Here is a 26,130-nt window from a genome sequence, read left to right on the forward strand (position 1 = left end):
CTATGTCAAACCTGTATGTAGGCTTGATGTCTGGCACCAGTATGGATGGTGTTGATGTAGCACTAGTAGATTTTTCCAAAATTAAACCCACTATCATAGATTGTCAAACCTATGACTATCCCCCTGAGCTGGCGCGCACATTGAACTCATTATGCGCCAATTCTGACAACGAAGTCGTGACCATGGGGCATGCGGACCGAGAAGTTGCCAGAGTCTTCGCCAGCGCTGTAAACGATATTTTGTTGAAAAACGAAATCTCTGCATCCAAAATCGCCGCGATTGGATCCCACGGGCAAACAATTCGTCATCACCCAACGGGTGACGACGGTTTTACTTTACAAATTGGCGATCCCAATAGCATAGCCATTTTGACAGGTATTGATGTCATCGCCGACTTTAGACGCAAAGACATCGCATTGGGAGGGCAAGGTGCGCCATTAACACCCGCATTTCATCAAGCCGTATTTCGTCACTCTCACCATTCTAGAGTTATTTTAAATATTGGCGGGATTGCTAACATTACGTATATTCCAAGTGATGCCAAACAGTCAGTGTTAGGTTTTGATACTGGTCCTGGCAATACCTTGATGGACGCTTGGTGCCAAAAGCACCTTAATAAGGCTTATGATGCAAACGGTGCTTGGGCTGCCCAAGGAAGTCATGATTCACAGCTATTACAGCAACTACTCAAAGAGCCTTTTTTCGGTCTTCCAGCCCCGAAGAGCACAGGTAGAGAATTATTTCATCTACAATGGTTAGAGAAACATCTGATTGATTTCCCAAATGAGGTTTCCAAAGAAAGCGTGCAAGCCACCCTTTCAATGTTAACAGCCTGTTCCATCGCACAACAAATTAACCAACTTGATGGTGTGGAAGAAGTCTTTGTATGTGGTGGTGGGGCAAAGAATGATTTCTTGATGGAATGCTTGGAGAACGAACTTGTAGAGTGCGACTTACACACAACAGATATGTTGGGCATTTCCCCAGATAGTGTAGAGGCGGTGGCATTTGCTTGGCTTGCATATGCCTTCAATCAAGATATGCCAGGAAACTTACCGTCGGTTACTGGTGCCAGCCGTCCTGCGGTGCTAGGGGGCTATTTTCCTGCCGGTTAAACGTTTTTGTGGCGCAACAATACTCAATAAGATTGAAAATATAACGTGAAAAATTTAAAACGAGTTTTAGATAAAATAGACTTAGAGATCTTAGCCGTCATGTTTGCTGACCCCAGTTTAAGTAATAAAGATATTGCCATGAAAGTTAAGTTAGCTCCCTCTTCAAGCTTGGAAAGGATTAAAAAACTACAGTCAGATGGCATCATCGAAACACTGAATATGCAGGTAAACTTACAAGCCCTTGGCGGTCATATTCAAGCGATGATATCAGTGCGTTTAAAAGACCATAATCGCGCAACGGTAGATAACTTCCAAAAATCGCTGTTACCCATGAATGAAGTATTAAGTGTATTTCATATGGGAGGGGAGAATGACTTTTTTGTACACGTCACTGTTGTCGATTCCATTCACCTAAGAGACTTCGTATTTAATGCCATTACCGCAAGACAAGAAGTCAACCATGTGGAAACGGCCTTAGTTTATGATCATCAAATCAGTCATACTCTGCCTAACGTCAATCACCAGAGATAACACAATTCGCCAACTTAACCATTGGTTATCCTATCCGACCATTCGTCATCTGCACCACTTGGTGTTATTAATCGATTAGCTGTTGCATTTTGGGTCCAGAAGCAAAGTGTTGCTGACAAACATGTGAACTTATTTGTAAATACAACTCATCGATTTTGTCTGCACTCATAAATTGCTGACTAAAATTGGCAACACAGGGATCGATATGCAGTTTTGCCGTATTTATTAAGTGGGCAATGAGTGCTTTTACGTTGTCTGTTCCCATTGCGATCCGCATGGTGGTGGGGTGAATTCCACCTTTTTCTTGCTCCTTTACAGATAACTCGGAATGGGAAGTTAATGCGGGGCACAAAATAATGGTGTTATTTTGCCCAATACTCACCTGATGACTAAAAGCCGGCTCCAATGCATCAAAGAAGCGCACAAAAACGTCTCTCGGTAAGCCGGCTTTTTCAAGATCAATGGTAAACAGTGCGCACGGCCAACCATGTCGCATTTGCTGCTCTCGTAATTCGGCATTGGGATGGTTAGGTAACCCATGACTATTTACATTGAACAATGGGTGAGCAGCTAAAAACTGACTAAACACTCGAGTATTAATCACTTTATTCATAATTCTTTGCTCTAGAGTTTTCATACCACTTAAAACGTCAAAGGCTTTTTCCGAATCAAGAAAAGCACCTTTGATGTAGTACACATCCCAAAACATTGTTTGCGACCAGTCGAAACCATCAACACAACTTCCTTTTGGCTGAAACATACGAAAACCTTCGCCAATCACCACGCCTGCAGTAGTGGCACCGGTTCCGCAAATATCCTTGGTGTAGCTGTGTACTACATAATCAGGCCTTAGAGATTTATCTTTTTGTTGCAAAGGTTGGTGCAATATAGGCGTTGCTAGGGTTGCATCTAACATTACAAGATGGTTATTGCTATGGGCAATTTCACAAATTCCCGCAACATCCAAAATGAAACCGTGAGGGTTGCAAGGTGATTCCAAATACACATGCAAATTATGCTTTGTTAATCTAGCAGCATGCTTATTTTTAACTTGCCGCATAAAATCAGAAAACGCCGTAGCGCTATATCCATCGAACCACTCAAGCTGAATATTCAATCGATTTTCTCGCGCGAAATAATCATATAACAATTGGTAAACACCGCCATACACGTTGCGTGAAACAATCAGTACATCAGAATGGGAAAGTACGTTGCAAAGTAGCGCATCAATTGCAGCCATCCCTGAGTTAAAGTTCCATGCTAAGTAGTCTGCAGAATAAGGTCCAGCTTCTAAATCTACAATCGCATTTGCCAGGGAAATGTTGGTAGGATTCAGTAACCTTGAATATATTTGGTGGGTAAACTCTTTGCCGTGAAAGGCATCATCTACCCACTCTGTGCAAGCATAAACATAAGTGGCTGTGCGAACAATAACAGGTGTAGCTGAAAACAGCGCGGGAATATTATCAAACAGGGGATAATGACTTTTGCAAACCTGAGAACCAGATTGGTGGGCCATACTCTGATAAGTTGCCCTGAACGGATTCTGTAAAGTGTCTAAGATTTTAGCAATTTGAAAAGAAAGAAACTTTTTCGCATTAAAATATGCCAATTTATTTTCTTTGCTCAAACCATCTAGGGTTTCATTAGTAATTTTCCAAAGATTGTTTACATCAAGTTGCGCTAAGTAAAGGTGTTTAGCCACAGCAAACAATGCTTTACCATAGTCGGAGCTTGCTTCAATACCAAAGTGTGCCAACTGCTCATAAGCCAGTTCATCAATACTGGCTGCTTCAGTGGTATTACGTTTTGGAGAAAGTAATTTAACTTGGTTAGCTTGTTGCTCATTATTCATAAAGTTACCTTATATTTAACAGGCCACCTGGCTGTATTTCATTTCGATTAAAAACATATTAGGTAATTTTATTCGGAAAAATAACAAAACAACCAAATATAATTTCAAAGAAATTGTATTTAAATAGGAAAGTTAAGTTTACTGTAGGACTTCAATGTGACTAATTTATTGATATGTAGCCGAGACGCACTTGATTATATAGAGCAAATTGAACAGGCAAAAATAGCGAACCTCAAGATTCAAATTAGCCCTAAATCTCCTGGGTCAATAATCAATGGGAAAGAGGTTGATGTGTTGCTTGGCGAACCTGAGTTATGTATTAGCGCACTTCCTTACTGCCCAAACGTTAAGTGGGTTCAGTCGACTTGGGCAGGGATTAAACCTTTTGTGGATTCGGCACCTCATAATTTTAAATTAACTGGCATTAAAAATTGTTTTGGGTCACAAATGCGCGAATATGTCTTCAGTTATTTGTTGTATTTTTCTAGGAAAATTCAAACCTTCAACGAACTGCAATCGCAGCAAAATTGGTCGCAGCCGAGTTGCTCCCAGTTACAAGGAAAAACCCTAGGTATATTAGGTATGGGATCAATTGGAGTGGAAGTTGCTAAAACAGCAAAGCACTTTCAGATGGAAGTTATTGGTGTCGCAAAAAGCGCGCGAAAATTAGATTGCGTCGATCAGTTTTATGGGCTTTCACAACTCGCAAGCTTCGCCCATCGTTTAGACTACCTAGTGGTTTTATTGCCCCACACAAATGAAACTGACAAGATAATCGATCAACGATTTTTATCTCAGTTAAATGAGCAATGCATCTTAATTAATGCAGGCAGAGGTCAAGTCATTGATGAAAAGGCCTTGCTTCATGCGCTTTCGCAAAATCAATTGCAAGCCGCAGTTTTAGACGTTTTTACTGAAGAACCCTTACCTAAAGGCCACCCTTTTTGGAGTTTAAATAACCTATATATCTCCCAGCATACAGCTGCAATTTCAAAGCCAAAGGAAATCAGCAACATTTTTCTAGAGAATTTTCGATTATTTCAAAACAAACAAACTCTAATGCATTTGGTCGATTGGAAAAAGGGATACTAATAAGCCAGTTAACTCTTTTTTAGGCGTAAGATAACTACTATTTAAGGTTATTAAAGATATTTGTATTAGTGTAAATAATCATAAGTAGAATCTGTAGACTTTGATATGCTGTGCTAAATATTCACAAAGAATAATTAAATGGTAAACGTATCACGGAAGATGCAAATATTATGATTACGCATTCAGCCCCCATCAAAAAGCGAAGTGCAGAAGAGAGCATAATTCTAACACTTAGCGGCGCAAGCTCCATCGGCGTATTGCCCTTTGCTATCTATCGTTTTTTAGAATCAGACTGGGCGGTTGCATGTTTAGACTTATTTGCAGTTTTAGCTTTAGGCTCTCTATTTATTTATGTTTACCGCACCCATAATACCCAATTACCTGGCCGTGTTCTTGCGTTTGTATCCATGTTCGTTGTCTTTGTTACTATATTGCTCAAAGGTATTAGCCAATTAATGTGGATCTTTCCAGCACTCACTGCTGTGTTTTTCCTGCTTCCAGCTAACATGGCTGCTATTTACAGTATGTTAATTCTTTTCTCTATAGGATATGTGCTGCGAGAGCAGTTGACTGTGTTTTTGGCATTAGAGTTTTATGTGACGGCCATAGCGACTTTGCTATTCAGTTATGCATTTTCAGATAGAATGCGAAAACAGCAACAACAATTAACAGAATTGGCAACCTGTGATCCGTTAACAGGTGCTGGTAATAGACGCGCTATGGAGCAAAAAATGCTGGAAGTCATTGCTTTGCAGAGAAAAGAGCATAACTCACCCGTCTCGCTAATTTTGATGGACCTAGATAACTTTAAAAAGGTTAACGATGCCTATGGTCATGCTAAAGGTGATGATATTTTAAGAGTATTTGTAGAAACGTTAGAAAATAGTATCCGTTCATCCCATGATTTATATCGGTTTGGAGGGGAAGAGTTTGTGGTTATTGCAGACAACACTCCCCTGAAAGAAGCTATTACATTAGCCGAGGAACTCCGTTTAGCCATTGAAAAAGAAGGTTGGTTAGCAGAGCATAAAATCACTATTTCAGTAGGAACAGCTAAATATAGCCCTCATGAAACCGCCTTTGAATGGCTAGGCCGAGCAGATCGTGCAATGTATCAAGCGAAAGGTTTAGGTCGTAATAATTGTTGCGTAGCCTAAAATTAATCAAGTAAAAAGCGTTATTGTAAGACCAAAATATGGCATATTCCCAGCTACAATCAACAGTTAATAGCAAATAAAGAAACTTGAATGCCACCTTCACCAGAAAGTAAATCTAACTTCGTCACAAAATATTTCAATAAAATAGAGCTATTCGGCTGGATATTATGTGCATCGTCAATGCTCACTATTGTGTTTGCTAAAGAACTGAATCCGCAAATTATGCCGTTTGCCTGGTTAGGCGCAATTATTGGTGCTGGCATAATTGGTTGGGGAGCAGGACGAAAACACAAACGAAAGTAGGCAGTGAATCAGTAATGTAAGTAAGTACCCACCCTCTATCAGTTGACTTAAAATATTGGATAATGGCTAGCCCATAAAAAATCTACCTTCAATAAATGATGAAAGCACATCTCACCTTACCTTGAGTATCTAAAATAGTTGGCATCTAGACACATAAATCCCTGCCTAAATACTAGTATCAATATAGGTTTTAGTGATATAAGTCTTTGCATGTTCATAGTGTTACTTAATTCATAATTTTTCAAATACGTGTTTTAACTTTTTTAACATCAATATGGATTTTTCTTGTACCTAACTTCTGCTTCAAATAAGGAAACATTTATGTCTTCGCAATTTCACGATGTTATTCAACTGTCTCCAGAAAAACGCCATGCCTACTTATTAACTCAGGCAACTATCCACCAAAAGATTTGGATCCTCACCGACGAGCATGGTTGCGTGATGCTAAATAGTGAAGATGAAGACTGTGTACCAGTTTGGCCATCTGAAGAATTTGCTAAATATTGGGCAACGGGTGATTGGGCTGACTGCACGCCTAAGGCAATAACCCTATCAGACTGGTTTGAACGCTGGACAAGAGGTCTAGAAGGGGACGGGGTCAATATCGCAGTATTCCCAAACCCAGATGAAGAAGGGATTGTAGTTTTTCCTGACGTATTTGACAGTGAGCTTAAAGAAAGAAATCGGTCTAAATTAAACTAACAGTGACACGGTAAAAACCAATATACAAGTGAGGTGACACACCTCACTTGTTTTATCTAAAGCCTATTTTTCCCTCTCCCACTTAACCTTTTTTGCCTTTTAAATTCGACTACTTGTCAGAAGATAAGTGCAGATTATCCTTAAACGCTAACATGCACGGGGTAAGCACCAGAGTTAGTACTGTGGCAAAAGCTAAGCCACCAGCAACCGCTGTGGCTAACTGAGACCAATATTCGGTTGAAGGTCCACCTATATCAACATTGCGCCCAATAAAATCAATATTGATGCCAAGCACCATAGGTAATAAACCTAAAATAGTGGTTACAGTGGTTAGCATAACAGGACGCAATCGTTGCGCACCTGTGCGCAAGATTGCCTCGGTGCTTTTTAGCCCTTCACTTTTTAAAATATTGTATGTATCAATTAGTACAATATTATTATTGACCACTATGCCGGCTAAGGCGATAACCCCCACACCTGACATGACGATGCTAAACGGTTTTTGGAATATAAGTAATCCCAGCACTACGCCAACAATGGAAAACAGGACTGCACTTAAAATTAAGAAGGCTTGATAAAAACTATTAAACTGAGTCACTAAAATAATAGCCATAACAAATAACGCGATCAAAAAGGCATTAAGTAAAAAAGCTTGAGATTCGTCTTGTTGCTCATTTTGACCTTTGATAGTAATTTCAACTCTGGGATCTAAATTCAGCGTCGGTAATTGTTGCTTTAGCTCAGGAAGGGCAATGCTTAACAACTCACCTGGAACCATATTAGCTTCGACTCGCAGCACTCGTTTACTGTCAACATGTCGTATCAAGTCGGTTTTCAATTTGGCAGTACGCTCAACAAAATTACTAATGGGCACTAAACCATTAGCGGTTTTAAGTCTCAATTCATCAAGTTTTCCAATGTATCTATCGGTACTTGGAAATCTCACTCGAATATCTAACTCATCATCCACATCATCGGGTCGATACTCTCCGATCCGTAACCCCGTAGTCACGAATTGCACCGTATTCCCCACTAAGGTTGCGTCAGCGCCAAATCGAGCAGCATCACTCCGGTTCACCTTTAATTGCCACTCAATACCCGGTTTTGAGGCAGTATCACCAATGGAGGTAAATTTATCGTTTGCATCTAACGCTTTACGAATTTTTAATGCCGCTTCATTTAGAAGTTCCGGAAAACGAGAGGAAATCTCTATTTGTAAATCCTTACCAGATTGTGGTCCTTCTTGATCAGGAGTAACTTCAATATCCAATCCAGGCATATTACCGATGCGGTTTTCAACGTCTTTTAAAACCTCATCTGAATGCGGTCTTAAATGCCAATCAACGAGATTCAACCTTAAGGTACCTATTTGATCTTGCCCACCAGAACGCGAATACAAGGTTTCTATTTCTGGCATATCAATTAACTCTGCTTCCACTTCTTTAATAATATTGTCTTTTTCGTAGACTGAATAATCTCCAATGGACCTCACAGTAATATTCACGCCCTGGGAATCTGCTTTTGGAAAAAACTCTACACCTAAACCAGACGATGCATAAAGCGTAAAAGTGATCACAGCAAAAACAACTGCAATTGCTAAACTTTTTAAAGGGTGCGCAATCGCCAAGGATAGGAAGCGTATATAACGACCTGTGTATCCTTCAAGGGAATAAATATCGCCGTTTTCAGCTTGCTCAAGTTGTTGTTTGGTTTTGCTACTGATGTATCTAGGTTTACCGAAAGCCGCCCCCAGCGTTGGAACAAACACCAATGCCATTAACAGGGAAGCAGTTAAAACGGCAATCAACGTAAAGGGTAAATATTTCATAAATTCCCCCATCATGCCTGGCCAAAACATAAGCGGCGCAAATGCAGCCAAAGTAGTGGCTGTAGAGGCAATAATCGGCCAAGCCATTCGTTGCGCAGCATTTTTGTATGCGGTTCTCTTATCTTGACCTTCACTCATACATCGATCGGCAAACTCAGTTACCACAATGGCGCCGTCAACTAACATCCCCACGGCCATGATCAGTGAAAACAACACAACCATATTCATGGTATAACCAAACAAGGAAATCACTAGAATACCGGTTAAAAATGACCCAGGAATAGATACCCCAACGAGGGTTGCAGTGCGCACTCCTAATATAGCGACAATGACGATAGCCACCAAGATTATGGCACTGGTGACATTGTTCTGTAAGTCGCCCAGCATCATATTTATATTTATTGACTGATCACCTGTGTATGTCACAGACACGCTGTTTGGCCAAACCGAAGAACCTTGAGCTTGCTCAACAAATGCTTTTACTTTTTCAACGGTGATAAGTAAGTTTTCACCAGGGCGTTTTTTTACTTCAACTGACACTGAAGGATGAGAGTTTAGACGTGCAAAACCAGACGGGTCTTTATAAGATCGTCGTACCTGAGCAACATCTTCAAAAGTGATCACTCTGTCACCATCCACTTTAATGGGTTGCTCTAATACATCCGCTACTGTTTCGAAAACCGACGGCACTTTTACCGCGAAACTGCCAACACCAGTATCCATAGTGCCTGCAGGGACAAGGCGATTATTTCGTGATAGAAGGGTTAAAATTTCACTTTGATCAAGTCCGTAGGACTCTAATAACAATGGGTCGACAATAATTTCGACTAAATCTTCACGGTCACCGCCAATGTCGACTTCGAGTACTTCAGATATGCCTTCGAGTCCATTTTGTAACTCTCGGGCAGTTGTAATTAGCGCTCTTTCTGACACGGGCCCTGACAAAACCACAGTTAATACAGCCTGTTGACCTGCCATGGTAATTTCATGAATCGTGGGTTCTTCGGTTTCATCAGGCAATTTAGCCCGCGCGACCGTGACTTTATCACGCACATCAGCCAGCGCTTCTTTTGAGTCAAAGCCCGCCACAAACTCCATGGTGAGACTAGCAAACCCTTCGCCCGCAGTCGCTTTCATTTCTTTTAGGCCATCGATGGATCGCAGCTCCCTTTCCATTGGCTTAACAAGCATCCTCTCTGCATCCTCAGGAGCAATACCATCATGGACAATGGAAACGTAAATAAATGGAATCGGAACATCTGGATTCGATTCTTTGGGAATATTTAAATAGGTTACTGCACCTGAAACTATCAATAACACAAAGATCATTAATACAGTGCGCGTATGGTCGATTGAAGCGGTTATAATATTTTTCATAGGAAGATAGTAATGCTACTTTTCTGATGTCGAATCTTCGACAATTTCCACTTTATCACCATCACGGACAAACCCCTGTCCACGGGTAATAATCCGCGCTTGCTCACCTAACCCCGTTAGCCATACCCCTTGACTGTCACTTTTAACAATATCGATGGGAACAAATTTAACGGTTTCACCTTCCACAATTTTCACGCCTAAGTTACCTTCTTCATCCAAGGCCATTACCGCTGGTGTAATTTTGATAGCACGCTCTTGGCGCAGTGGAATTTTCAATTCAGTACTCATTCCAGCTAACAGAGTCCTTTCGGGATTAGGTACTGCAACTTCCAAATTGAAGGTATTAGTACCTTGGTTTGAAACACTGGAGATATAACGAATTTTTCCTGCCACAGTCTGTTCAGTGGTAAGCCTGCCGTGGGCAGGTTGACCAAGATAAATTTTCTGAATCCAGTTTTCTGTCACATCAGCTGAAATAATTAGAGGATCTAAATCAATAACAGTAGCTATAGTGTCGCCATCTCTGAGTAAATCTCCCACTTCGACTTCACGACGGTTTAAGACACCATCGAAAGGCGCAACAATGGTGGTTTTAGTGATTGCCAATTCCAATCGTTCAATTTCCGCTTTTGCTAACTCAACATTAGCATCCGCTTGCGCCAAAGCCGATTGGGATTGAAAGCCCTTTTTCCCCAAAGATTGAGCGGCTTCTAATTCTATTTGCCGCTGTTTCAAAATTGACTTTGCGGAGCGCAATTGTGCATTCAGATCATTGCTGTCTATACGTAAAATCTTCTGACCTTGCGTGACAGCCTGCCCTTCCTGAACGTAAATATCGACAACTTGCCCTTTAATTTCAGAGCGTAGTGTTGCTATACGATCCGGTTCAGTTCGGCCATAAATACTAACTTCGCGGCTAACTTGTTCGGCATATAAGGTCTCGACTTTAACCTTGGTTAAGATTTCTTCGCGAATCTCTTTCTTGTCTTCATTCTGCTCAGCTGATAAATGCCCTGAGGCTATCCATAAACATAAAAGTATGAAAATAAAGAATGCTATCCAAGCTGGTTGGCGGCGAATTTTAGTTAATAAATGTGACATGTTACCTCCGTGTCAGATGGCGCTAACATTACTACTTTGAAAAAAATACCACCAACTCTAAATCGTTTCGAAATATGTACAAAATCAACAAACATCCTAAAAACTCATTATTTGATGTAATGAAAGAGCTATGGTTACGCTGGCAATACTATAAAAGTTTCAAAAAAAGACACAAAAAAGCCAGCTTCATGCTGGCTTATTTGTTTCAATCGCGATTTGATTACACGCTAAAAGAAGAACCACACCCACAGGTGGTCGTAGCATTTGGATTATTCACTAAAAAACGAGAACCTTCTAAGCCTTCAACGTAATCTACGGTTCCACCTACTAAATATTGCAGGCTCATGGGGTCGACAACTAGAGTGACTTCGTTTTTATCGATAGTCATATCGCCCTCATTTACTTTTTCATCAAACGTAAAACCGTATTGAAAGCCAGAGCAACCTCCACCAGTGACATAGACTCGTAGTTTAAGATTTGGATTTTCTTCCTCTTCTATTAATGTACGAACCTTTGCGGAAGCGGCTTCAGAAAATTCAATTGGCACCGCCATTTCTACCGACATATATTACCTCTACCTTAACTAACAGGGGAAATACCCTATCTATGGGTTAATTATCTAATACCTGAGTAATCTAATCAACTATTCTGTGCTGCTTTGTGCTTTTTCAATGTTCCAATCGAAGGTTTTTTCCAAATTCCCTCGTTTTCGCTTAAATTGAAACACTTCTGCTTTGACCAACACTTTTTCAGGTGAAAATTGACTAGGTAAAATCATTTCGCCTTGAATGGTTTGAAAATACTTAAAGCTAAAGCTCAATTCTGAAGACGCTTGAGTGATTAAATCTGACAGATCATATTGCTTAGGCTTACCGTTTTCACTGCCAATCACTGTTACATCAATTGAGCCTTTTACGACATTTTTGATTTTGTTTTGTTGCATTAGCACTAATTCAAACCAAAAAGCACGGTCGCTCAGTGACGCCTTAACCTCGAAGGCTTCGATAACAAACCCATCTTGTTCCAATTCGGGGGCCATAACTCGTTGATAAAATTTAATTTCTTCTTTTAACTTTGCTTCATTGGCTAGTCCCTGTTCAAGACTAAGCTGAGACTTTTTCACGGCAAGTCTTTGAACTTCCAATTCTACGCCAAGAATGTTTAACTGCTTGGTTAAACGTTGATTATCAAGTGACAAGTTTTCAAGGGTGTGTTCCAGGGTACTAATTTTTGCATTTTGACTCTCAAAGTGTGAGTTGCCGTACATAAATGCAAAATAAGCAGTGCAAATAAATAAAATCAGCAAAACCGAATAAAATTTAAATGCGCTCCACGTTTTACGAATTTCATCTGGTATCAAAGGGTAATTTTCCTAAAATAATTTTATCATTGTTTACAAGCACTTGTGATAAGCTAAATCTGCCTCACATGTGCATCACAAAATGCATACAGGGCACCATTATTACCCATTGAAAGTATAAGCCCAACAGATAATGACATTAAAATCTTTCAGACAGGAATTAGCGACTCCTCGCACATCAATTCAACTATGTATATTGGGCATAGTGGGTGGGATGAGCGCTGCGTCTTTTATTATTTTATTTCGGCTTTGTGTTGAATGGTTACAGCTCAGTTTTTTAGATGAATTAAACCGCTTTTCTGACTTAAACCCCATAGTACGTTTTACATTGCCTATTGCTGGCGCTCTACTGATTATTTTGTTTGCCTTTCTAACGGGTTTTAAACACTACCGGATGGGGATCCCATTTGTAATTCACAGACTCAAACAGCGCTACGGTCACATTCCTTTTCGCACAACAATTAATCAATTTTTTGGTGGCATGATCGCTTTGGCCAGTGGATTTGTGGTAGGTCGAGAAGGCCCTTCTGTACACTTAGGCGCAGCCGGAAGCAGTTTTATAGGTCACGGCTTAAAATTACCCTACAACAGCATTCGTATTTTATCGGGTTGTGGAATCGCAGCAGGGATTTCAGCCTCATTTAATACACCTTTGGCAGCGGTTATTTTTGTAATGGAAGTGGTACTGCGAGAATACCGCATACATTTATTTATTCCGGTTATGTTAGCCGCCGCTTGCGGCTCATTAATGACCAGGGTGGTATTTGGCCAAGTCCATGAATTGTCTTTTTTATCCTTTCAATATATTAATCATTGGCATTACCCTTACCTAATTATTTTAGGTGTGACACTTGGCTGCCTTGCCACCCTTTTTAATAATCAATTGATGAATGTCATTCGCTTATTTAGACCCGTTAAAATGATATGGCGAATATTAATAGCCGCAGTGATCACCGCAATTTTTGGATTCTTTTTGCCAGAATCCCTTAGTGCGAGTTTAGACACCACTCATTCATTTGTTAGCGGTGAGACTACAAGTATGTTAGTGGCTATTTTAGTCGCCAAATTTATCCTTGCACTCGTTGCCATTGGCTTAGGTGTGCCGGGCGGACTAATTGGCCCAGTTTATGTAATTGGAATGTTGGCTGGTGCCGTATTCGCCATCCCCTTAGGCTTCGTTTTATCAGAAAACATTGATTATAATAACAGTTTTGCATTGCTCGGCATTGCGGGCATGTTAACCGCAGTTTTGCACGCGCCACTCGCCGCTTTATCTTCAATTATGGAGTTGGCATATAATGCTGATATCATTTTGCCTGCCATGCTGGTTATAGTGCCTGCTTATGTGACATCCACACAACTTTTCGGTAATCGCTCAATATTTATCCGCCAATTGGAATATCAAAAACTGCCATATAGCATTTCTCCCATAAGGGAAGCGTTACAAAAGACCGGTGTATTGGCCGTTATGGACACAGAATATAAATTGTTTATAGATGCTCCAGACAAGCACATAATGGAGTTTTTAGACACTTCCCCAAATCATCCAGTGGTACTGCGTTCTTCGTTTGAAATCGATGTTCAGTATTCTTTAGTACACTATGAACTAAGTTTAAATCACAATAGCGGCCCGTTGGCCTATTTCGATATGGAAGGTGTACCCAGTCAATCTACTTTGGCTGAAGTGTATGAAATATTGCAAGTAAATCGAGATGGTGCGGTCTATGTATACGAGACAACCCCCTCTAGCATTGTAGGAGTCATCACCTGGAATAGCTTACGTACATACTTGCATCAGGAAAAGTTTTAACAAATTTAAGAAGGTAAATAATGTTAGATGGTTGGATAAACTCCATAAATTGGATAGGTTGGATAAAAGCACTGCACATATTTTTTATGATTGCTTGGATGGCAGGAATTTTCTATTTACCTCGCTTATTTGTATATCATTCGCAAACATCGAGCCAAGAAGTGCGGGATCAATTCAAAATTATGGAACGCAGGCTATGGTTTTTTGTAACGCCATTTGCCCTATTAACCCTTATTTTCGGGGTTATCTTAATTTATATGCATGGCAGAGCTTGGTTCGCCGCTTCAATGTGGATACACGTTAAATTGACCTTGGTTATTTTCGTGTACGCGTATCACGGCTACCTTTATTTTCAGTTGAAAAAATTTGCCAAGGATATTATTCCTCATTCATCACGTTTTTATCGTTTTTTAAATGAAGCCCCAGTACTAGTGCTACTTGCCATAGTCGCTTTAGCCGTGCTTAAAGCTTTTTAATAGCCAATAGGTTAAAATTTAAGATTATATTTGCTTTACGCTGTTTCATTAGCCAATATATAAGCAATGAGAAATAATGGATTGGAAATAGGACAAAATGGACGTCAGCAATCGGCAACTTACTCTGCTTTTAAATAAAACGGATTCTGCATTTAAATTACTTCGTGATAATCCTGATTCGATTGAATATAACAACGCTTACGAAGAAGCTAAACAAGAGCTAGACTATTATCTCGGTAATATCCGCGATTCATTAAAGAAAAAATACAAAGACTTTTGACCTTGCCCACATAAAGTTCATCAGATTTCCGTTAATTACTTCTCAATCTTTCCCGTATTAAAATTTACTCCTCCCTTCTTTTAAAAAAAGTATGCGCTTTTCATTTACAAAACCTTGATTCACCCACTACAATGTTAACGATTTGTTAATAATGTTAATATTTCTGACATTATTTACGCGTATTATTGCATGCTTAAACTGAAGTATACATTGGAGTAGTTTTGAGACAGTTAGTTTTTTTCCTCAGTATTTTGTTCTGCGCCCTTCCCCTTTGCGCAAAAACCCCCTTGTCTTTAGAAGACTTAAACCAAATACGAAAAGTTAAAACTGTGTCTTTTTCTCCAGATGGACGTTTAGCGGCAATCACGCTCAATTTACCCGATGACAGCTATGATGGAATTGATTTAGTTAGTTTAAGAGAGCTTTATGTCGTATCTAAAAGAGGAAGAATTTCCCCCGTAATATCAGGGGGAAGTCAACTCGGTCACGTAAAGTGGAATAAAGATAGTGATCAGTTATATTTCTTAGGGAAATTCCAAGATGATAAAACCGTTTCCTTATATCGCATTGAAATAGGTGATGATGAACCTGAAAAAGTGTTTAGTGCTAAAACAAATATAAAAGGTTTTGATCTAAACGAGGAAAATGATGCAGCGATTATTTGGGGGTACCCTGCTGCAGAGAAGCAACAAAGACTGTTAAACAATGCCGGGTTCAACGCTACGGTATTTGGGGAGTCAACCGAAAACGCCTCATTGTGGCGCGTGAGTTTGCTAAATCAAAATAAAAATGCACATTTACTCTATAACGAAAGCCACGTTTTAAGTGCCAAATGGATCCCACAATCTGAGCAAATATTATTGCATCATTCCCCTAGTTCGTTTGCAGATGATGTTGTAATGGAAAGCGAAATTTCAGTTTTAAAACCCAGTGGACAAATTCTGCTCACCAATTCTCATCGAGGGAAAGTGGGAGAGATAAGTGTCTCTCCCACTGGAAGCCATTATGTATTTATTGGCGCACAAGATCCGTCTGACCCCGCTGAAGGTCGGCTATGGCTTAGCCAAACATCATCATCAACAGCCGTAAATATACTGCCTGATTTTGCTGGCCACGTAACTGCAGTCAATTGGTTTAACCCAACAACCGTAGGTTTTATTGGCGCTCAGAATCTCAGTACATTTATTGCCAATAAGGACATAGAGGATCTGAATAAGTCATACAGAGTGCGGGTAAAACATGAAGGTAAAATCAGTGCCCTTAGTGTTGATGCAAAAGGTTATAATATAGCTTACTTGGCTGACTCCCCAGAGCATCCAGACGAACTCTTTATTAAAACTAAACATAGCAACAAAAGAATGACCAACTCTAACGTTTGGTTGAAAGATAAAGACCTACCTAAACAAACTGAGGTCTATTATACAGCCGCAGATGGCACCATTATAGATGGGATATTGGTGGAACCAATTGATAATTTAACGTCTACATCATCCGCAATTATTTTTGTGCATGGTGGCCCTGAAGCCCATTTCTCTTTAGGTTGGAATAATAGTTATTCCTACCCTGTTGCTTATGCAGCCAGCAGAGGGTTCTATAGCTTTTTACCTAACTACAGGGGCTCAACGGGAAAAGGTGTCGCCTTCTCTAAATTAGGACAAAGAGATTATGCCGGCGCTGAGTTTGACGATCTCTTAGATGCACGCACATTTTTAATTGAAGAATATGATATTGATCCGCAACGAATCGGTATCACTGGGACGTCATACGGTGGATACGCTGCCGCCTGGGCCGCAACAAAACAACACGATTATTTTGCAGCCAGCGTGTCAGGGATGGGGGTGGCTAATCAAATTTCAAAATTTGGTACAACCGACATTCCCACAGAAATGCTAAATCTACATGCTTTAGTCGCACCTTGGGAAGACTGGTCGTGGTATCTGGAACGAAGCCCTATTTACCATACCAAAAATGCAACAACCCCACTATTGTTGTTACATGGGACTCAGGATACAAGGGTTTCCCCAAGTCAATCCAAAGAGCTTTATCGCTACTTTAAATCCAATGCTGACGCTCCAGTGAGACTTATTTTGTATCCTAATGAGGCCCATGGATTCGCTTTGGCACCAGCAAAATTAGATTACAGCATGCGTTTGATGCGCTGGATGGAGCACTTTGTTGTTCAACAAAACAAATCCAAACCAAGCCATCAACTTCCTCATCACGATTTGCCCGAGGCTGAATTAAATAGTGAGTGATCCAGTATCAGTTTCTTTATAATCATCCCATCGTAAGTACCTTACTCCAACCCACCTGAGTTAAGTTTACTTGATGTATTTAGTTTTTCTAACATCCACATAATGTTATGATGTTGGGCTACTTAACGAAATCCGGCATTCTGAAAGTCAGAATAATGCAAACGAGACCACGAATAAATGTCACAAGAACTACAAGATCATTATGCAAGCATTCTCCAACATTTAGGGGAAGACACCACCAGAGAAGGTTTGATTGATACGCCTAAAAGAGCCGCAAAAGCGATGCAGTTTTTAACGGATGGATATGAAAAAGATGTTCATGGCGTTGTAAATGGAGCCATTTTTGAAGCTGATACTGATGAAATGGTAATCATCCAAGACATTGAATATTACTCATTATGCGAGCACCATGTACTACCTTTCATAGGCCGTTGTCACATTGCATATTTACCAGACGGTAAAGTACTTGGTTTATCAAAATTCGCACGAATTGTGGATATGTACGCTCGTCGATTACAAATTCAAGAAGGTTTGACCAAACAAATTGCTGATGCTGTATTAGAAGTCACAGGTGCTAAAGGTGTGGGGGTTGTTATGGAAGGTAAACATATGTGCATGATGATGCGTGGTGTGCAAAAGCAAAACTCATCGATGATCACCTCAGTGATGTTAGGTTCGTTTAGAACCTCTCAAGCAACTCGCACGGAGTTTTTACGCTTAATTGGCAAGTGAGTTTTTATCATTCAGTATTGTTTTACTTAGGTAGAAACACAAAAAAGGCGCTTTTAAAAAGCGCCTTATACTGAATTGTTTAAATCTCTCGCCCGTTATAGGTCAAGTTCTTTTAACTTACGCGTTAAGGTGTTTCTTCCCCACCCTAGTTTTTTAGCTGCGTCTTGTTTGTGACCATTCGTGTATTGCAATGCTCTTTCAAGCATGATTTTTTCAAATTCGTGGGTCGCTTCATCTAAGATATTCTGACGACCAGAGTGCAGTTGTTTATCGGCCCAACTAGCCAACAAGGTTTTCCAATCGCCTTCTTGATTGGCCGCTTGCGTAGTAGCAGGCTGAGTACTAATTTCAGGTGGCAAATCATTTATCAAAATTTCTTGACCACTGGCCATGACGGTTAACCAACGGCACATGTTTTCCAATTGACGAACGTTTCCAGGCCAAGCTAACTGCGAAAGTACATTGGCAGCTTCCTTGCTAAGAGACTTAGCATCGACTTCCAATTCTTTTGCGGCACGGCTGAGGAAATGCCGAGCCAACAATGGGATGTCTTCGCGACGTTGTGCCAAGGTAGGGATATGAATCTTAATCACGTTGAGACGGTGATAGAGATCTTCTCGAAATTTTCCATCTACGACTCGCTGTTCCAGATTTTGGTGGGTTGCAGCGATAATTCTCACGTTTACGCTAACTGGATTATGCCCCCCAACACGGTAAAACTGGCCATCTGCCAATACTCGCAATAGACGTGTTTGCACATCCAAAGGCATATCACCTATCTCATCTAAAAATAGTGTGCCTCCATCTGCTTGCTCAAATCTACCTTGCCGAGCATTCTGCGCTCCGGTAAACGCCCCTTTTTCATGACCAAACAATTCCGACTCAATTAGGTCAGCCGGTATAGCGGCCATATTTAAAGCGATAAAAGTATTCGCTTTACGAGGACTATGGCGGTGCAATGCTTGAGCAACAAGCTCTTTACCCGTGCCTGACTGACCATTTATCAAAACGCTAATACTCGATCTTGATAAACGCCCAATGGCTCTAAAAACCTCTTGCATTGCCGGTGCTTCACCAATGATCTCAGTGTCTTTCGCCTCGGGTTCAACCTGTCGTTGCGAGTTTTGTTCCCTTGCATGGGCTAAAGCACGCTGGACAAGGTTCACTGCCTCATCGATATCAAATGGTTTAGGTAAATACTCAAAGGCTCCACTTTGATAGGCGTTTACTGCGCTATCTAGATCAGAGTGGGCCGTCATAATAATCACCGGAATATCAGGAAAATGGCGATGCACTTCTTGCAGTAATGTCATGCCGTCCATTTGTGGCATTTTAATATCAGAAACGATGACTTCTGGTTGTTGACCAGAATGTAACTGCAGAAGTAGATCTTCTGGATTCTCAAAACTAAAACAAGGAATTTGCGCCGACTGCAACGCTTTTTGTAATACCCAACGAATCGAGCTATCGTCATCTACGACCCATACTGGTTCAGCGTTCATTAAATTACGTCCTTTTTCTCTATCGGTAAATAAATTTTAAATGCGGTATGACCAGGCCAACTTTCAACATCAATTTTGCCTTTATGGTGGTCTACCAAAGATTGTGCAATGGACAGTCCTAAGCCTGTGCCATTTGATTTCCCTGTTACCATTGGATAAAACAGGGTGTCTTTTAGCTCAACGGGGATCCCTGGACCGTTGTCGATAATTTTAATTTGTGCAACTAGCGGATATTTCACGCCGTGTATCGTAAATCTGCGTTTGATTCTGCTTCGAATAATAATTTCAGGCTCTTTATCGTTATTTTCCAATGCCTGAATACTATTAGTGACAATATTTAAAACCGCTTGTTGTAACATATCTTGATCTAAAAACAGATCTGGAATACTCGGATCGTAATCGCGTTCAATATGAATATTATGGGTCGCATCCAACTTCACTAAGGTACGAATTTTTTCTAACACTTTGTGTATGTTTACCCACGCAAAATTGGGTAACGAATTAGGGCCCAAAAGTCGATCGACTAAATTTCGCAATCTATCTGATTGGCCAATAATTACTTGAGTAAACTCTTTCAAGTCAGGACTATGTAATTCTTTTTCGAGTAATTGTGCTGCCCCCCTAACGCCCCCAAGTGGATTTTTAATTTCGTGGGCCAATCCTCGAATTAACTCTCTAGCAGCTTGAAGTTGCGCCCACTGCTGACTTTCTTGACTAATCCGCTTCTGCTGATCAATGACTTTAATCTCAAGCAAAAGAGCAGACTTTTCTTCGAATTCAAATGATGTGACTGTCACATCGGTTAATACATGTCGACCATCGGAAAACGCAAATAGCACTTCGCCATCAGAAAATCCCTGGTCTCGTTCGATTGCATCTTCTAAGCGCGCAAATGTTACGCTGGAATGAGATACAAATTGGGTCAAAGGAAAACCAAGTAATTGATTTTCTCCGCATTCTAATATCGACTGCGCAGCTAGATTGACGTAACGGATAGAAAGGTTTTTATCCAAAACCAGTACAGCCGTAGCTAAGCTTTCCAAAAGGTGTTTAAATTGTTCACTCAAAGAAATTTCATCCAATTACATTATTGCACCATATAAGTGCACAACATTCACCTGTTAAAGTCAATGTCAATTAAGAAGCACGCTACAGGCTTCTAAAACGTTTAATTTGGATTGATCAACGTCGATGCCTGGTGCATGTAAAACACTCTAGGCTTAGACAATGCAAGGATCTTGCCTGTATGGTGAATAAATTTTACTTGGATTGAATGTTCTCCTCGCACTACGTTTTGAAGTCGAAAAGAAGGGGCAGGACTGGTTTGCACTAGCTCACCATCTAAATAAATTTCGAATTTGCCATTTCCAACGGGCTCAAGTTGAGCGGTAACTGAAACCTTACCTGAATTGTTACGCAGAGTTTGTTTATCCGCAGGGGAAATAATCTTAAGCTGGTAATCGGGAAACTCTAACCTATTCCTTTTAATCGGCTTTTTCGATACCCCATTGGTTAACGAAGGCATCACAGTACTATTGGTATTTTCTAAATCCAATGGTTCTGCCCCGCTTTGCGGTGTATCTGTGTAGGTTATTGAGCCGTCAGAATTTACTATTTTGTAAAGGGTCTCGCCAATTGCGGCAACGGAAAATAACAATAAAGCAATGATAATGGTCTTTTTCATACCTTAGAGTGTAGCCTTTTCCGGAATAAAAAAAAGCCCGCAATAATGCGGGCTAGTATAAAAAACAATAACTATAGCAATTAGCAGCTGTAGTACATGCCAAATTCTACTGGGTGAGTAGAAGAGTTAAGTAACTCAACTTCTGCAGATTTAAGCTCAAGATAAGCATCAATCATGTCATCAGTCATAACGCCACCAGCCGTCAAGAATTCACGATCACTATCCAAAGCTTCTAGAGCTTGTTCTAATGAACTTGAAACTGTTGGGATTTCTGCCGCTTCTTCTGGAGGAAGATCATAAAGATCTTTATCCATAGCATCGCCAGGGTGGATCTTATTTTTAATTCCGTCAAGACCAGCCATTAACATTGCAGTGAATGACAAGTATGGGTTACCTGTTGGATCAGGGAAACGTACTTCGATACGACGAGCACGTTCACTATTCACGTGAGGAATACGGATAGATGCAGAACGGTTACAAGCAGAATATGCTAACATTACCGGTGCTTCAAACCCTGGGACCAAACGCTTATAAGAGTTAGTAGAAGCGTTAGTGAATGCGTTAATCGCGCGAGCGTGTTTGATAATACCACCAATGTAGAACAAGGCTTCTTCAGACATACCAGCATATTTGTCACCAGCAAAAACGTTTTTACCGCCTTTACTAATAGATTGGTGAACATGCATACCTGAACCATTATCACCTACTAGAGGCTTAGGCATAAAGGTCGCTGTTTGACCGTAAGCATGAGCTACGTTATGCACTACATACTTATAGATTTGAACTTCATCAGCTTTTTTAACTAGCGTGTTAAACAAGCAAGCGATTTCGTTTTGACCTGCTGTTGCTACTTCGTGGTGATGGGCTTCAACAGTTAGTCCCATTTCTTCCATAACAAGACACATAGCAGCACGAGTATCATTTGATGAATCAACTGGAGGAACTGGGAAGTATCCGCCTTTGATACCTGGACGGTGGCCCATGTTGCCGCCTTCAAACTCAGCACCTGAATTCCAAGAAGCTTCTTCAGCATCAATTTTGAAGAAAGAACCAGACATAGTAGTGCTATATTTCACGTCGTCAAACAAGAAAAACTCTGGCTCTGGACCGATATAGACTTCATCACCGATTCCAGTCGATTTTAAATATTCTTCTGCACGACGAGCCACAGAACGAGGGTCGCGGTCGTAACCTTGCATAGTTGAAGGCTCAAGTATGTCACAACGAACGTTAATTTGTGTTTCTTCTGCGAATGGGTCAAGAACGACTGTTTCTGGATCAGGCATAAGTACCATGTCAGATTCATTAATGCCTTTCCAACCAGCGATAGAAGAACCATCAAACATTTTACCTTCTTCAAAGAAGTCTTCAGTTACTTGATGAGATGGGATTGAAACGTGCTGCTCTTTACCTTTTGTATCGGTAAAACGTAGATCAACAAATTTCGCTTCGGTTTCTTTGATAAGGTCTAAAGCCTTTTCTACTGACATTGTGTCCTCCTGAATATAATCAAAGATTATGGTATTTTTCAATCTTGCAATACTAGTTGCTCAACTAAGCGATTTTCATGCCATATGCATGACGCCCCTAAAGTACCTGTTCTTTCGTTGAAATGGTGAATAAACAACGCTACCCCAAGTAATTTTTGCACCATACGTGATCACAAAGCCCTAATATGGTGCGCTAGTTATTTATATTAGGAACTAGTTTACTCAGATTAACCTAATAACAAACAGATAGATGTATTATTTTGATATTGGCTATTACTATCTTTTTCACAAAACAGTGCATGCTAATTAAAATTTCGCACCAAGCCACAGCCAAAGCTTGTCGGTATCAGTTTTCCCACTTTCACCAGAGTAGTTGGCATACTTGATCCCCATGGAATAATTAGCAGAGACTTTGTAGGTATATAGCAAATCAATTTCACTGCCAAGATCATCTACCAGCTCTGTGGATTCGTCTGCTTCAAAGTCATGATAGGTCGCAGTCAAACTTCCACCAGCCAATTTCCCAGAAAGTGTTACGGATAAGTCTACTAGCCCCTGTGCAGGTGTAGCTAAAAATATATCAGCCCAGCCATTAAATTTATGCAAAGTCGCTAGGGGTGTAGAGAATCCATAATTTCCCTCATCGGAACCAAGTACTTCGTAACCAATTTTTGCGGTAACACCTGAAAATACTGCGCCAGCTTCTAGCATTAAGTAATCCGCATCAAAGCTAGTGGTTGCAGAATCACTGCTTTGGGTCGCATATTCTGCCGTATAGATAAGTTTAGTATCACCTACAACGTTGTTTCCTGAAAATCGGATACCAAAGGTGTCCAACGAGTTTTCAACATTATTGTCAACCTCAAGTAAATAGCCGTAAGCCGTTATTTTTCCCACAGATGAATTATACGAGGCATTGATTAGATGATCTTTAGCATCCAAATCTGCAGCTTCAGCGAAAATACGGTTGCGTTGCGTTAAATAGGCATATTTTAATGAAACGGCTTTCACAGGACTGTAATCAAAACTGAAACCATCAAAGGTTTGACGGTCTTGACGCCAGCCTACATGGCCAATAAAACGATGATTGTCCATGGTAATCACTTGCCTACCCACTTTAGCGGTAAATTCGTCAGTAGAGTATTGAAGATACCCCTGATCGAGCTCAGTATGCTCAGGATCTGCTATCACTGAATAGATTCCGGAGTTATAACCTGTTGGCCCGACCGTATAATCGCCCTGCCCTAACACTATACGCGTATCTTCCACTTCAATCATGGCTGAAAAATTCTTATAACTCGCTGATTGATAGCTCAACAAAGTGCGCAAGGTAAGTGCACTTGCATCTTCCACCGCATTGTCTTGCTCCACAGATTCATAGCGCAACAGAAAATTAGCCTTAGCCGTGCCATTTGCCATAGCTTCAGTCACAGATTCTGCAGCATTAGCAGACATAGTAGATACATTCAACAGAGCAAGGGGTACTGCAACATTAAGTGTTTTTTTTGCTAACGTTTTCATCGTCTTTTCTCTTATTTTAGGCATGACTTTGCCGAGACTTTGGCTGGCTAATAAGCTCATTAGCACAAACCTAAGTCTTGGTTTACATGGTATTTAAAGGTTAATGTGTTTAAATTTTGTCTTAGCCGGTTTTTAAGCTTCCTGGCTGTCCTTTGGCGGATTTGCTTTTTCGGTGAGAATCCACAGACTCTACTTTTCTTTGTTTTTCATACAAGAATTTAAGTACTTCATGTCGATAATGGTTGTACTGAGGATTATCGGCTAACTCAATGCGATTTCGTGGTCGCTCTAAATCGATGGATAAAATTTCGCCTATGGTTGCCGACGGTCCATTGGTCATCATGACGATACGATCAGACAGTAAAACAGCTTCATCCACATCGTGGGTGATCATAATAACGGTATTTCCCAATTGACTATGTATTTCCATTACTGAGTCTTGCAAATGTGCGCGGGTTAGCGCATCCAAAGCTCCGAAAGGTTCGTCCATTAACAGTACTTTTGGCTCCATGGCGAGGGCCCGGGCGATGCCTACCCGCTGTTTCATTCCGCCTGATATTTCCGACGGCAATTTATCTGCAGCATGGCTCATATGCACAAGCTCAAGATTGTGCTCAACCCAGTCCTTAATTTCTTTTTTAGAGCGTCCTGTCTGGGTTTGTTTTACCGCAAGCTCGACATTTTTGTAAGCAGACAACCATGGCAGTAATGAATGATTCTGAAAGACTACGGCCCTTTCAGGTCCAGGCTCGTTGACTTCTTGCCCTTCGAGTATCACCCCACCAGTAGTGGCCTGATACAATCCGGCAATGAGATTTAGAACCGTCGACTTTCCGCAGCCAGAGTGACCGATTAAGGATATAAACTCACCTTTTTGAATTTTTAAATTCACATCCGTCAATGCAGTGAAAGGCCCTTTTGGTGTAGGGAAATCTATTGCTACTTGGGTTAGTTCAAGTTGATGTTTAAATGTCATGATCATTTCCTCTTAGCGTAAAGTCGCTGATTTATCCCAACTTACCCACTTCTGAAGCTGCAACATTAACCGATCCAGTATGAAGCCGATGATGCCAATGGTGAGTACTGCAACCATTATACGAGCCAAAGATTCCGAGCTTCCGTTTTGAAACTCATCCCAGACAAACTTGCCTAGCCCAGGGTTTTGCGCCAACATTTCGGCTGCGATCAACACCATCCAACCAATACCTAACGACAGACGTAAACCCGTAAAAATCGCTGGAATTGAGGAAGGCATTACAATTTTTATTACATGTTGGATAGGATTTAGTCTTAATACCTTACTGACATTAATAAGATCCTTATCAATGCTCGATACACCAACGGCGGTGTTAATCAGAGTCGGCCATAAACAACAAAGTGCCACTGTTGCTGCAGAAGTTATAAAAGACTTGGCGAACATAGGATCATCAGACACATAAACGGCACTGACCACCATTGTTACTAACGGCAACCATGCGAGGGGAGAAATGGGTTTAAATAACTGAATCAATGGGTTGATAGCCGCGTATGAAGACTTACTTAATCCACATAGAATCCCCAAAGGAACCGCGAAAAGTGATGCCATAACAAAGCCTACCATGACCGTATAAAGGCTCGTCCAAATCTGTTGAAAGAATGTTGGAGCGCCGGTGAAGGCTCGAATTTTTGGTTGATAATTAGGGTCTTTTGCTACCCTTTCAGCATTGCGCTTATGTTGTCGCTCATAAAACGCTTCAGCTTTGCTTTGCTGGGTATAATGTTCATCTACCAATACCTTGGCCTGTTGCCAAACAGCAGTAGTACCAGGGAATTGCCCCAAAGAAGTATCAATATTTTTGGCTAATACATTCCACAGGCCAATAAACACGACCAATCCAATTACCGGCAGCATTATGGTTTTTAGCCATCCAGTTAGCTTCACTAAATCGAAGCTTGCTTCTTTCTCTGTGATCATAGGAA

At 40.7% G+C, this 26,130-nt stretch carries 23 protein-coding genes; 11 read left to right on the forward strand and 12 right to left on the reverse strand.

Going from position 1 to position 26,130, the window contains the following annotated elements; genetic code table 11:
- The first annotated feature begins 2 nt into the window (after positions 1 to 2).
- On the forward strand, positions 3 to 1,115 hold the full coding sequence (locus Q4574_RS17675; protein WP_303476001.1) for an anhydro-N-acetylmuramic acid kinase: 1,113 nt from the start codon (positions 3 to 5) through the stop codon (positions 1,113 to 1,115).
- 45 nt (positions 1,116 to 1,160) lie between these two features.
- The gene (locus Q4574_RS17680; RefSeq protein ID WP_303476003.1) at positions 1,161 to 1,646 is read left to right on the forward strand and encodes an Lrp/AsnC family transcriptional regulator; all 486 of its coding nucleotides are present in this window, start codon (positions 1,161 to 1,163) and stop codon (positions 1,644 to 1,646) included.
- 67 nt (positions 1,647 to 1,713) lie between these two features.
- Here Q4574_RS17680 and Q4574_RS17685 read toward each other — a convergent pair whose 3' ends face one another.
- Positions 1,714 to 3,501 (reverse strand): PLP-dependent aspartate aminotransferase family protein, encoded by a 1,788-nt coding sequence (locus tag Q4574_RS17685; protein WP_303476006.1) that lies wholly within the window; start codon positions 3,499 to 3,501, stop codon positions 1,714 to 1,716.
- A 156-nt stretch (positions 3,502 to 3,657) separates the two neighbouring features.
- Here Q4574_RS17685 and Q4574_RS17690 point away from each other — a divergent pair, with 156 nt between their 5' ends.
- The 4 genes from Q4574_RS17690 to Q4574_RS17705 all read left to right on the forward strand — a co-directional run bounded on the left by Q4574_RS17690 (position 3,658) and on the right by Q4574_RS17705 (position 6,755).
- Positions 3,658 to 4,593, forward strand: coding sequence for a D-2-hydroxyacid dehydrogenase (locus tag Q4574_RS17690; protein ID WP_303476008.1), 936 nt, complete (start codon positions 3,658 to 3,660; stop codon positions 4,591 to 4,593).
- A gap of 170 nt (positions 4,594 to 4,763) precedes the next feature.
- On the forward strand, positions 4,764 to 5,750 hold the full coding sequence (locus Q4574_RS17695; protein ID WP_303476010.1) for a GGDEF domain-containing protein: 987 nt from the start codon (positions 4,764 to 4,766) through the stop codon (positions 5,748 to 5,750).
- Between the two features lie 90 nt (positions 5,751 to 5,840).
- The gene (locus tag Q4574_RS17700) at positions 5,841 to 6,053 is read left to right on the forward strand and encodes a hypothetical protein (RefSeq protein ID WP_303476012.1); all 213 of its coding nucleotides are present in this window, start codon (positions 5,841 to 5,843) and stop codon (positions 6,051 to 6,053) included.
- Between the two features lie 321 nt (positions 6,054 to 6,374).
- The gene (locus Q4574_RS17705; protein ID WP_303476015.1) at positions 6,375 to 6,755 is read left to right on the forward strand and encodes a DUF2750 domain-containing protein; all 381 of its coding nucleotides are present in this window, start codon (positions 6,375 to 6,377) and stop codon (positions 6,753 to 6,755) included.
- Between the two features lie 109 nt (positions 6,756 to 6,864).
- Here the strand turns inward: Q4574_RS17705 and Q4574_RS17710 are convergent, their stop codons facing one another.
- The 4 genes from Q4574_RS17710 to Q4574_RS17725 form a co-directional block, all read right to left on the reverse strand.
- The gene (locus Q4574_RS17710; RefSeq protein ID WP_303476018.1) at positions 6,865 to 9,960 is read right to left on the reverse strand and encodes an efflux RND transporter permease subunit; all 3,096 of its coding nucleotides are present in this window, start codon (positions 9,958 to 9,960) and stop codon (positions 6,865 to 6,867) included.
- A gap of 15 nt (positions 9,961 to 9,975) precedes the next feature.
- Positions 9,976 to 11,061: an efflux RND transporter periplasmic adaptor subunit gene (locus tag Q4574_RS17715; RefSeq protein ID WP_303476021.1), complete on the reverse strand. Its 1,086-nt coding sequence runs from the start codon at positions 11,059 to 11,061 to the stop codon at positions 9,976 to 9,978.
- Between the two features lie 220 nt (positions 11,062 to 11,281).
- Positions 11,282 to 11,626 carry an iron-sulfur cluster insertion protein ErpA gene (erpA, locus tag Q4574_RS17720; RefSeq protein ID WP_216049693.1) on the reverse strand — a complete coding sequence of 115 codons (345 nt, stop codon included), beginning with the start codon at positions 11,624 to 11,626 and terminating at the stop codon, positions 11,282 to 11,284.
- A 78-nt stretch (positions 11,627 to 11,704) separates the two neighbouring features.
- Positions 11,705 to 12,421, reverse strand: a complete 717-nt coding sequence (locus tag Q4574_RS17725; RefSeq protein ID WP_303476025.1) for a DUF6776 family protein — start codon at positions 12,419 to 12,421, stop codon at positions 11,705 to 11,707.
- Between the two features lie 133 nt (positions 12,422 to 12,554).
- Between Q4574_RS17725 and Q4574_RS17730 the strand changes: the two genes are divergently transcribed.
- From Q4574_RS17730 to folE, 5 genes are all read left to right on the forward strand, one after another.
- The gene (locus tag Q4574_RS17730; RefSeq protein WP_303476028.1) at positions 12,555 to 14,231 is read left to right on the forward strand and encodes a chloride channel protein; all 1,677 of its coding nucleotides are present in this window, start codon (positions 12,555 to 12,557) and stop codon (positions 14,229 to 14,231) included.
- Positions 14,232 to 14,251: 20 nt separating this feature from the next.
- Positions 14,252 to 14,707, forward strand: coding sequence for a CopD family protein (locus Q4574_RS17735; RefSeq protein ID WP_303476030.1), 456 nt, complete (start codon positions 14,252 to 14,254; stop codon positions 14,705 to 14,707).
- Between the two features lie 97 nt (positions 14,708 to 14,804).
- A complete protein-coding gene (locus tag Q4574_RS17740) occupies positions 14,805 to 14,987 on the forward strand; it encodes a hypothetical protein (protein ID WP_303476032.1) in 183 nt (60 codons plus the stop codon).
- Between the two features lie 221 nt (positions 14,988 to 15,208).
- A complete protein-coding gene (locus Q4574_RS17745) occupies positions 15,209 to 17,242 on the forward strand; it encodes a S9 family peptidase (protein ID WP_303476035.1) in 2,034 nt (677 codons plus the stop codon).
- 177 nt (positions 17,243 to 17,419) lie between these two features.
- Positions 17,420 to 17,974, forward strand: a complete 555-nt coding sequence (gene folE, locus Q4574_RS17750) for a GTP cyclohydrolase I FolE (RefSeq protein ID WP_303476037.1) — start codon at positions 17,420 to 17,422, stop codon at positions 17,972 to 17,974.
- Positions 17,975 to 18,069: 95 nt separating this feature from the next.
- On the opposite strand, the gene glnG is transcribed toward folE, so the two are convergent.
- The 7 genes from glnG to Q4574_RS17785 form a co-directional block, all read right to left on the reverse strand.
- A complete protein-coding gene (glnG, locus tag Q4574_RS17755; RefSeq protein ID WP_303476039.1) occupies positions 18,070 to 19,476 on the reverse strand; it encodes a nitrogen regulation protein NR(I) in 1,407 nt (468 codons plus the stop codon).
- Positions 19,476 to 20,543 carry a nitrogen regulation protein NR(II) gene (gene glnL / locus Q4574_RS17760; RefSeq protein WP_303476043.1) on the reverse strand — a complete coding sequence of 356 codons (1,068 nt, stop codon included), beginning with the start codon at positions 20,541 to 20,543 and terminating at the stop codon, positions 19,476 to 19,478. Before glnL ends, glnG begins: the two co-directional genes overlap by 1 nt.
- A 101-nt stretch (positions 20,544 to 20,644) precedes the next feature.
- The gene (locus Q4574_RS17765) at positions 20,645 to 21,160 is read right to left on the reverse strand and encodes a DUF4124 domain-containing protein (RefSeq protein WP_303476045.1); all 516 of its coding nucleotides are present in this window, start codon (positions 21,158 to 21,160) and stop codon (positions 20,645 to 20,647) included.
- Positions 21,161 to 21,240: 80 nt separating this feature from the next.
- A complete protein-coding gene (gene glnA, locus Q4574_RS17770) occupies positions 21,241 to 22,650 on the reverse strand; it encodes a glutamate--ammonia ligase (protein ID WP_303476048.1) in 1,410 nt (469 codons plus the stop codon).
- 306 nt (positions 22,651 to 22,956) lie between these two features.
- The gene (locus tag Q4574_RS17775; protein WP_303476086.1) at positions 22,957 to 24,105 is read right to left on the reverse strand and encodes an alginate export family protein; all 1,149 of its coding nucleotides are present in this window, start codon (positions 24,103 to 24,105) and stop codon (positions 22,957 to 22,959) included.
- Positions 24,106 to 24,292: 187 nt separating this feature from the next.
- Positions 24,293 to 25,147: an ABC transporter ATP-binding protein gene (locus Q4574_RS17780; protein WP_303476051.1), complete on the reverse strand. Its 855-nt coding sequence runs from the start codon at positions 25,145 to 25,147 to the stop codon at positions 24,293 to 24,295.
- Positions 25,148 to 25,159: 12 nt separating this feature from the next.
- Positions 25,160 to 26,125 (reverse strand): ABC transporter permease, encoded by a 966-nt coding sequence (locus tag Q4574_RS17785; RefSeq protein ID WP_303476089.1) that lies wholly within the window; start codon positions 26,123 to 26,125, stop codon positions 25,160 to 25,162.
- Positions 26,126 to 26,130 lie beyond the last annotated feature (5 nt).

It is taken from the genome of Aliiglaciecola sp. 3_MG-2023, from assembly GCF_030548205.1.
Classification (GTDB): Bacteria; Pseudomonadota; Gammaproteobacteria; order Enterobacterales; family Alteromonadaceae; genus Aliiglaciecola.

Excerpts from the sequence above, each read along its gene's own strand:
- Q4574_RS17675 (WP_303476001.1), top strand. The coding sequence starts at position 3 with ATGTCAAACCTGTATGTAGGCTTGATGTCTGGCACCAGTATGGATGGT.
- Q4574_RS17685 (WP_303476006.1), bottom strand. The coding sequence starts at position 3,501 with ATGAATAATGAGCAACAAGCTAACCAAGTTAAATTACTTTCTCCAAAA.
- Q4574_RS17695 (WP_303476010.1), top strand. The coding sequence starts at position 4,764 with ATGATTACGCATTCAGCCCCCATCAAAAAGCGAAGTGCAGAAGAGAGC.
- Q4574_RS17700 (WP_303476012.1), top strand. The coding sequence starts at position 5,841 with ATGCCACCTTCACCAGAAAGTAAATCTAACTTCGTCACAAAATATTTC.
- Q4574_RS17705 (WP_303476015.1), top strand. The coding sequence starts at position 6,375 with ATGTCTTCGCAATTTCACGATGTTATTCAACTGTCTCCAGAAAAACGC.
- Q4574_RS17710 (WP_303476018.1), bottom strand. The coding sequence starts at position 9,960 with ATGAAAAATATTATAACCGCTTCAATCGACCATACGCGCACTGTATTA.
- Q4574_RS17715 (WP_303476021.1), bottom strand. The coding sequence starts at position 11,061 with ATGTCACATTTATTAACTAAAATTCGCCGCCAACCAGCTTGGATAGCA.
- erpA (WP_216049693.1), bottom strand. The coding sequence starts at position 11,626 with ATGTCGGTAGAAATGGCGGTGCCAATTGAATTTTCTGAAGCCGCTTCC.
- Q4574_RS17730 (WP_303476028.1), top strand. The coding sequence starts at position 12,555 with ATGACATTAAAATCTTTCAGACAGGAATTAGCGACTCCTCGCACATCA.
- Q4574_RS17735 (WP_303476030.1), top strand. The coding sequence starts at position 14,252 with ATGTTAGATGGTTGGATAAACTCCATAAATTGGATAGGTTGGATAAAA.
- Q4574_RS17740 (WP_303476032.1), top strand. The coding sequence starts at position 14,805 with ATGGACGTCAGCAATCGGCAACTTACTCTGCTTTTAAATAAAACGGAT.
- folE (WP_303476037.1), top strand. The coding sequence starts at position 17,420 with ATGTCACAAGAACTACAAGATCATTATGCAAGCATTCTCCAACATTTA.
- glnG (WP_303476039.1), bottom strand. The coding sequence starts at position 19,476 with ATGAACGCTGAACCAGTATGGGTCGTAGATGACGATAGCTCGATTCGT.
- Q4574_RS17765 (WP_303476045.1), bottom strand. The coding sequence starts at position 21,160 with ATGAAAAAGACCATTATCATTGCTTTATTGTTATTTTCCGTTGCCGCA.
- glnA (WP_303476048.1), bottom strand. The coding sequence starts at position 22,650 with ATGTCAGTAGAAAAGGCTTTAGACCTTATCAAAGAAACCGAAGCGAAA.
- Q4574_RS17775 (WP_303476086.1), bottom strand. The coding sequence starts at position 24,105 with ATGTCTGCTAATGCTGCAGAATCTGTGACTGAAGCTATGGCAAATGGC.
- Q4574_RS17780 (WP_303476051.1), bottom strand. The coding sequence starts at position 25,147 with ATGACATTTAAACATCAACTTGAACTAACCCAAGTAGCAATAGATTTC.
- Q4574_RS17785 (WP_303476089.1), bottom strand. The coding sequence starts at position 26,125 with ATGATCACAGAGAAAGAAGCAAGCTTCGATTTAGTGAAGCTAACTGGA.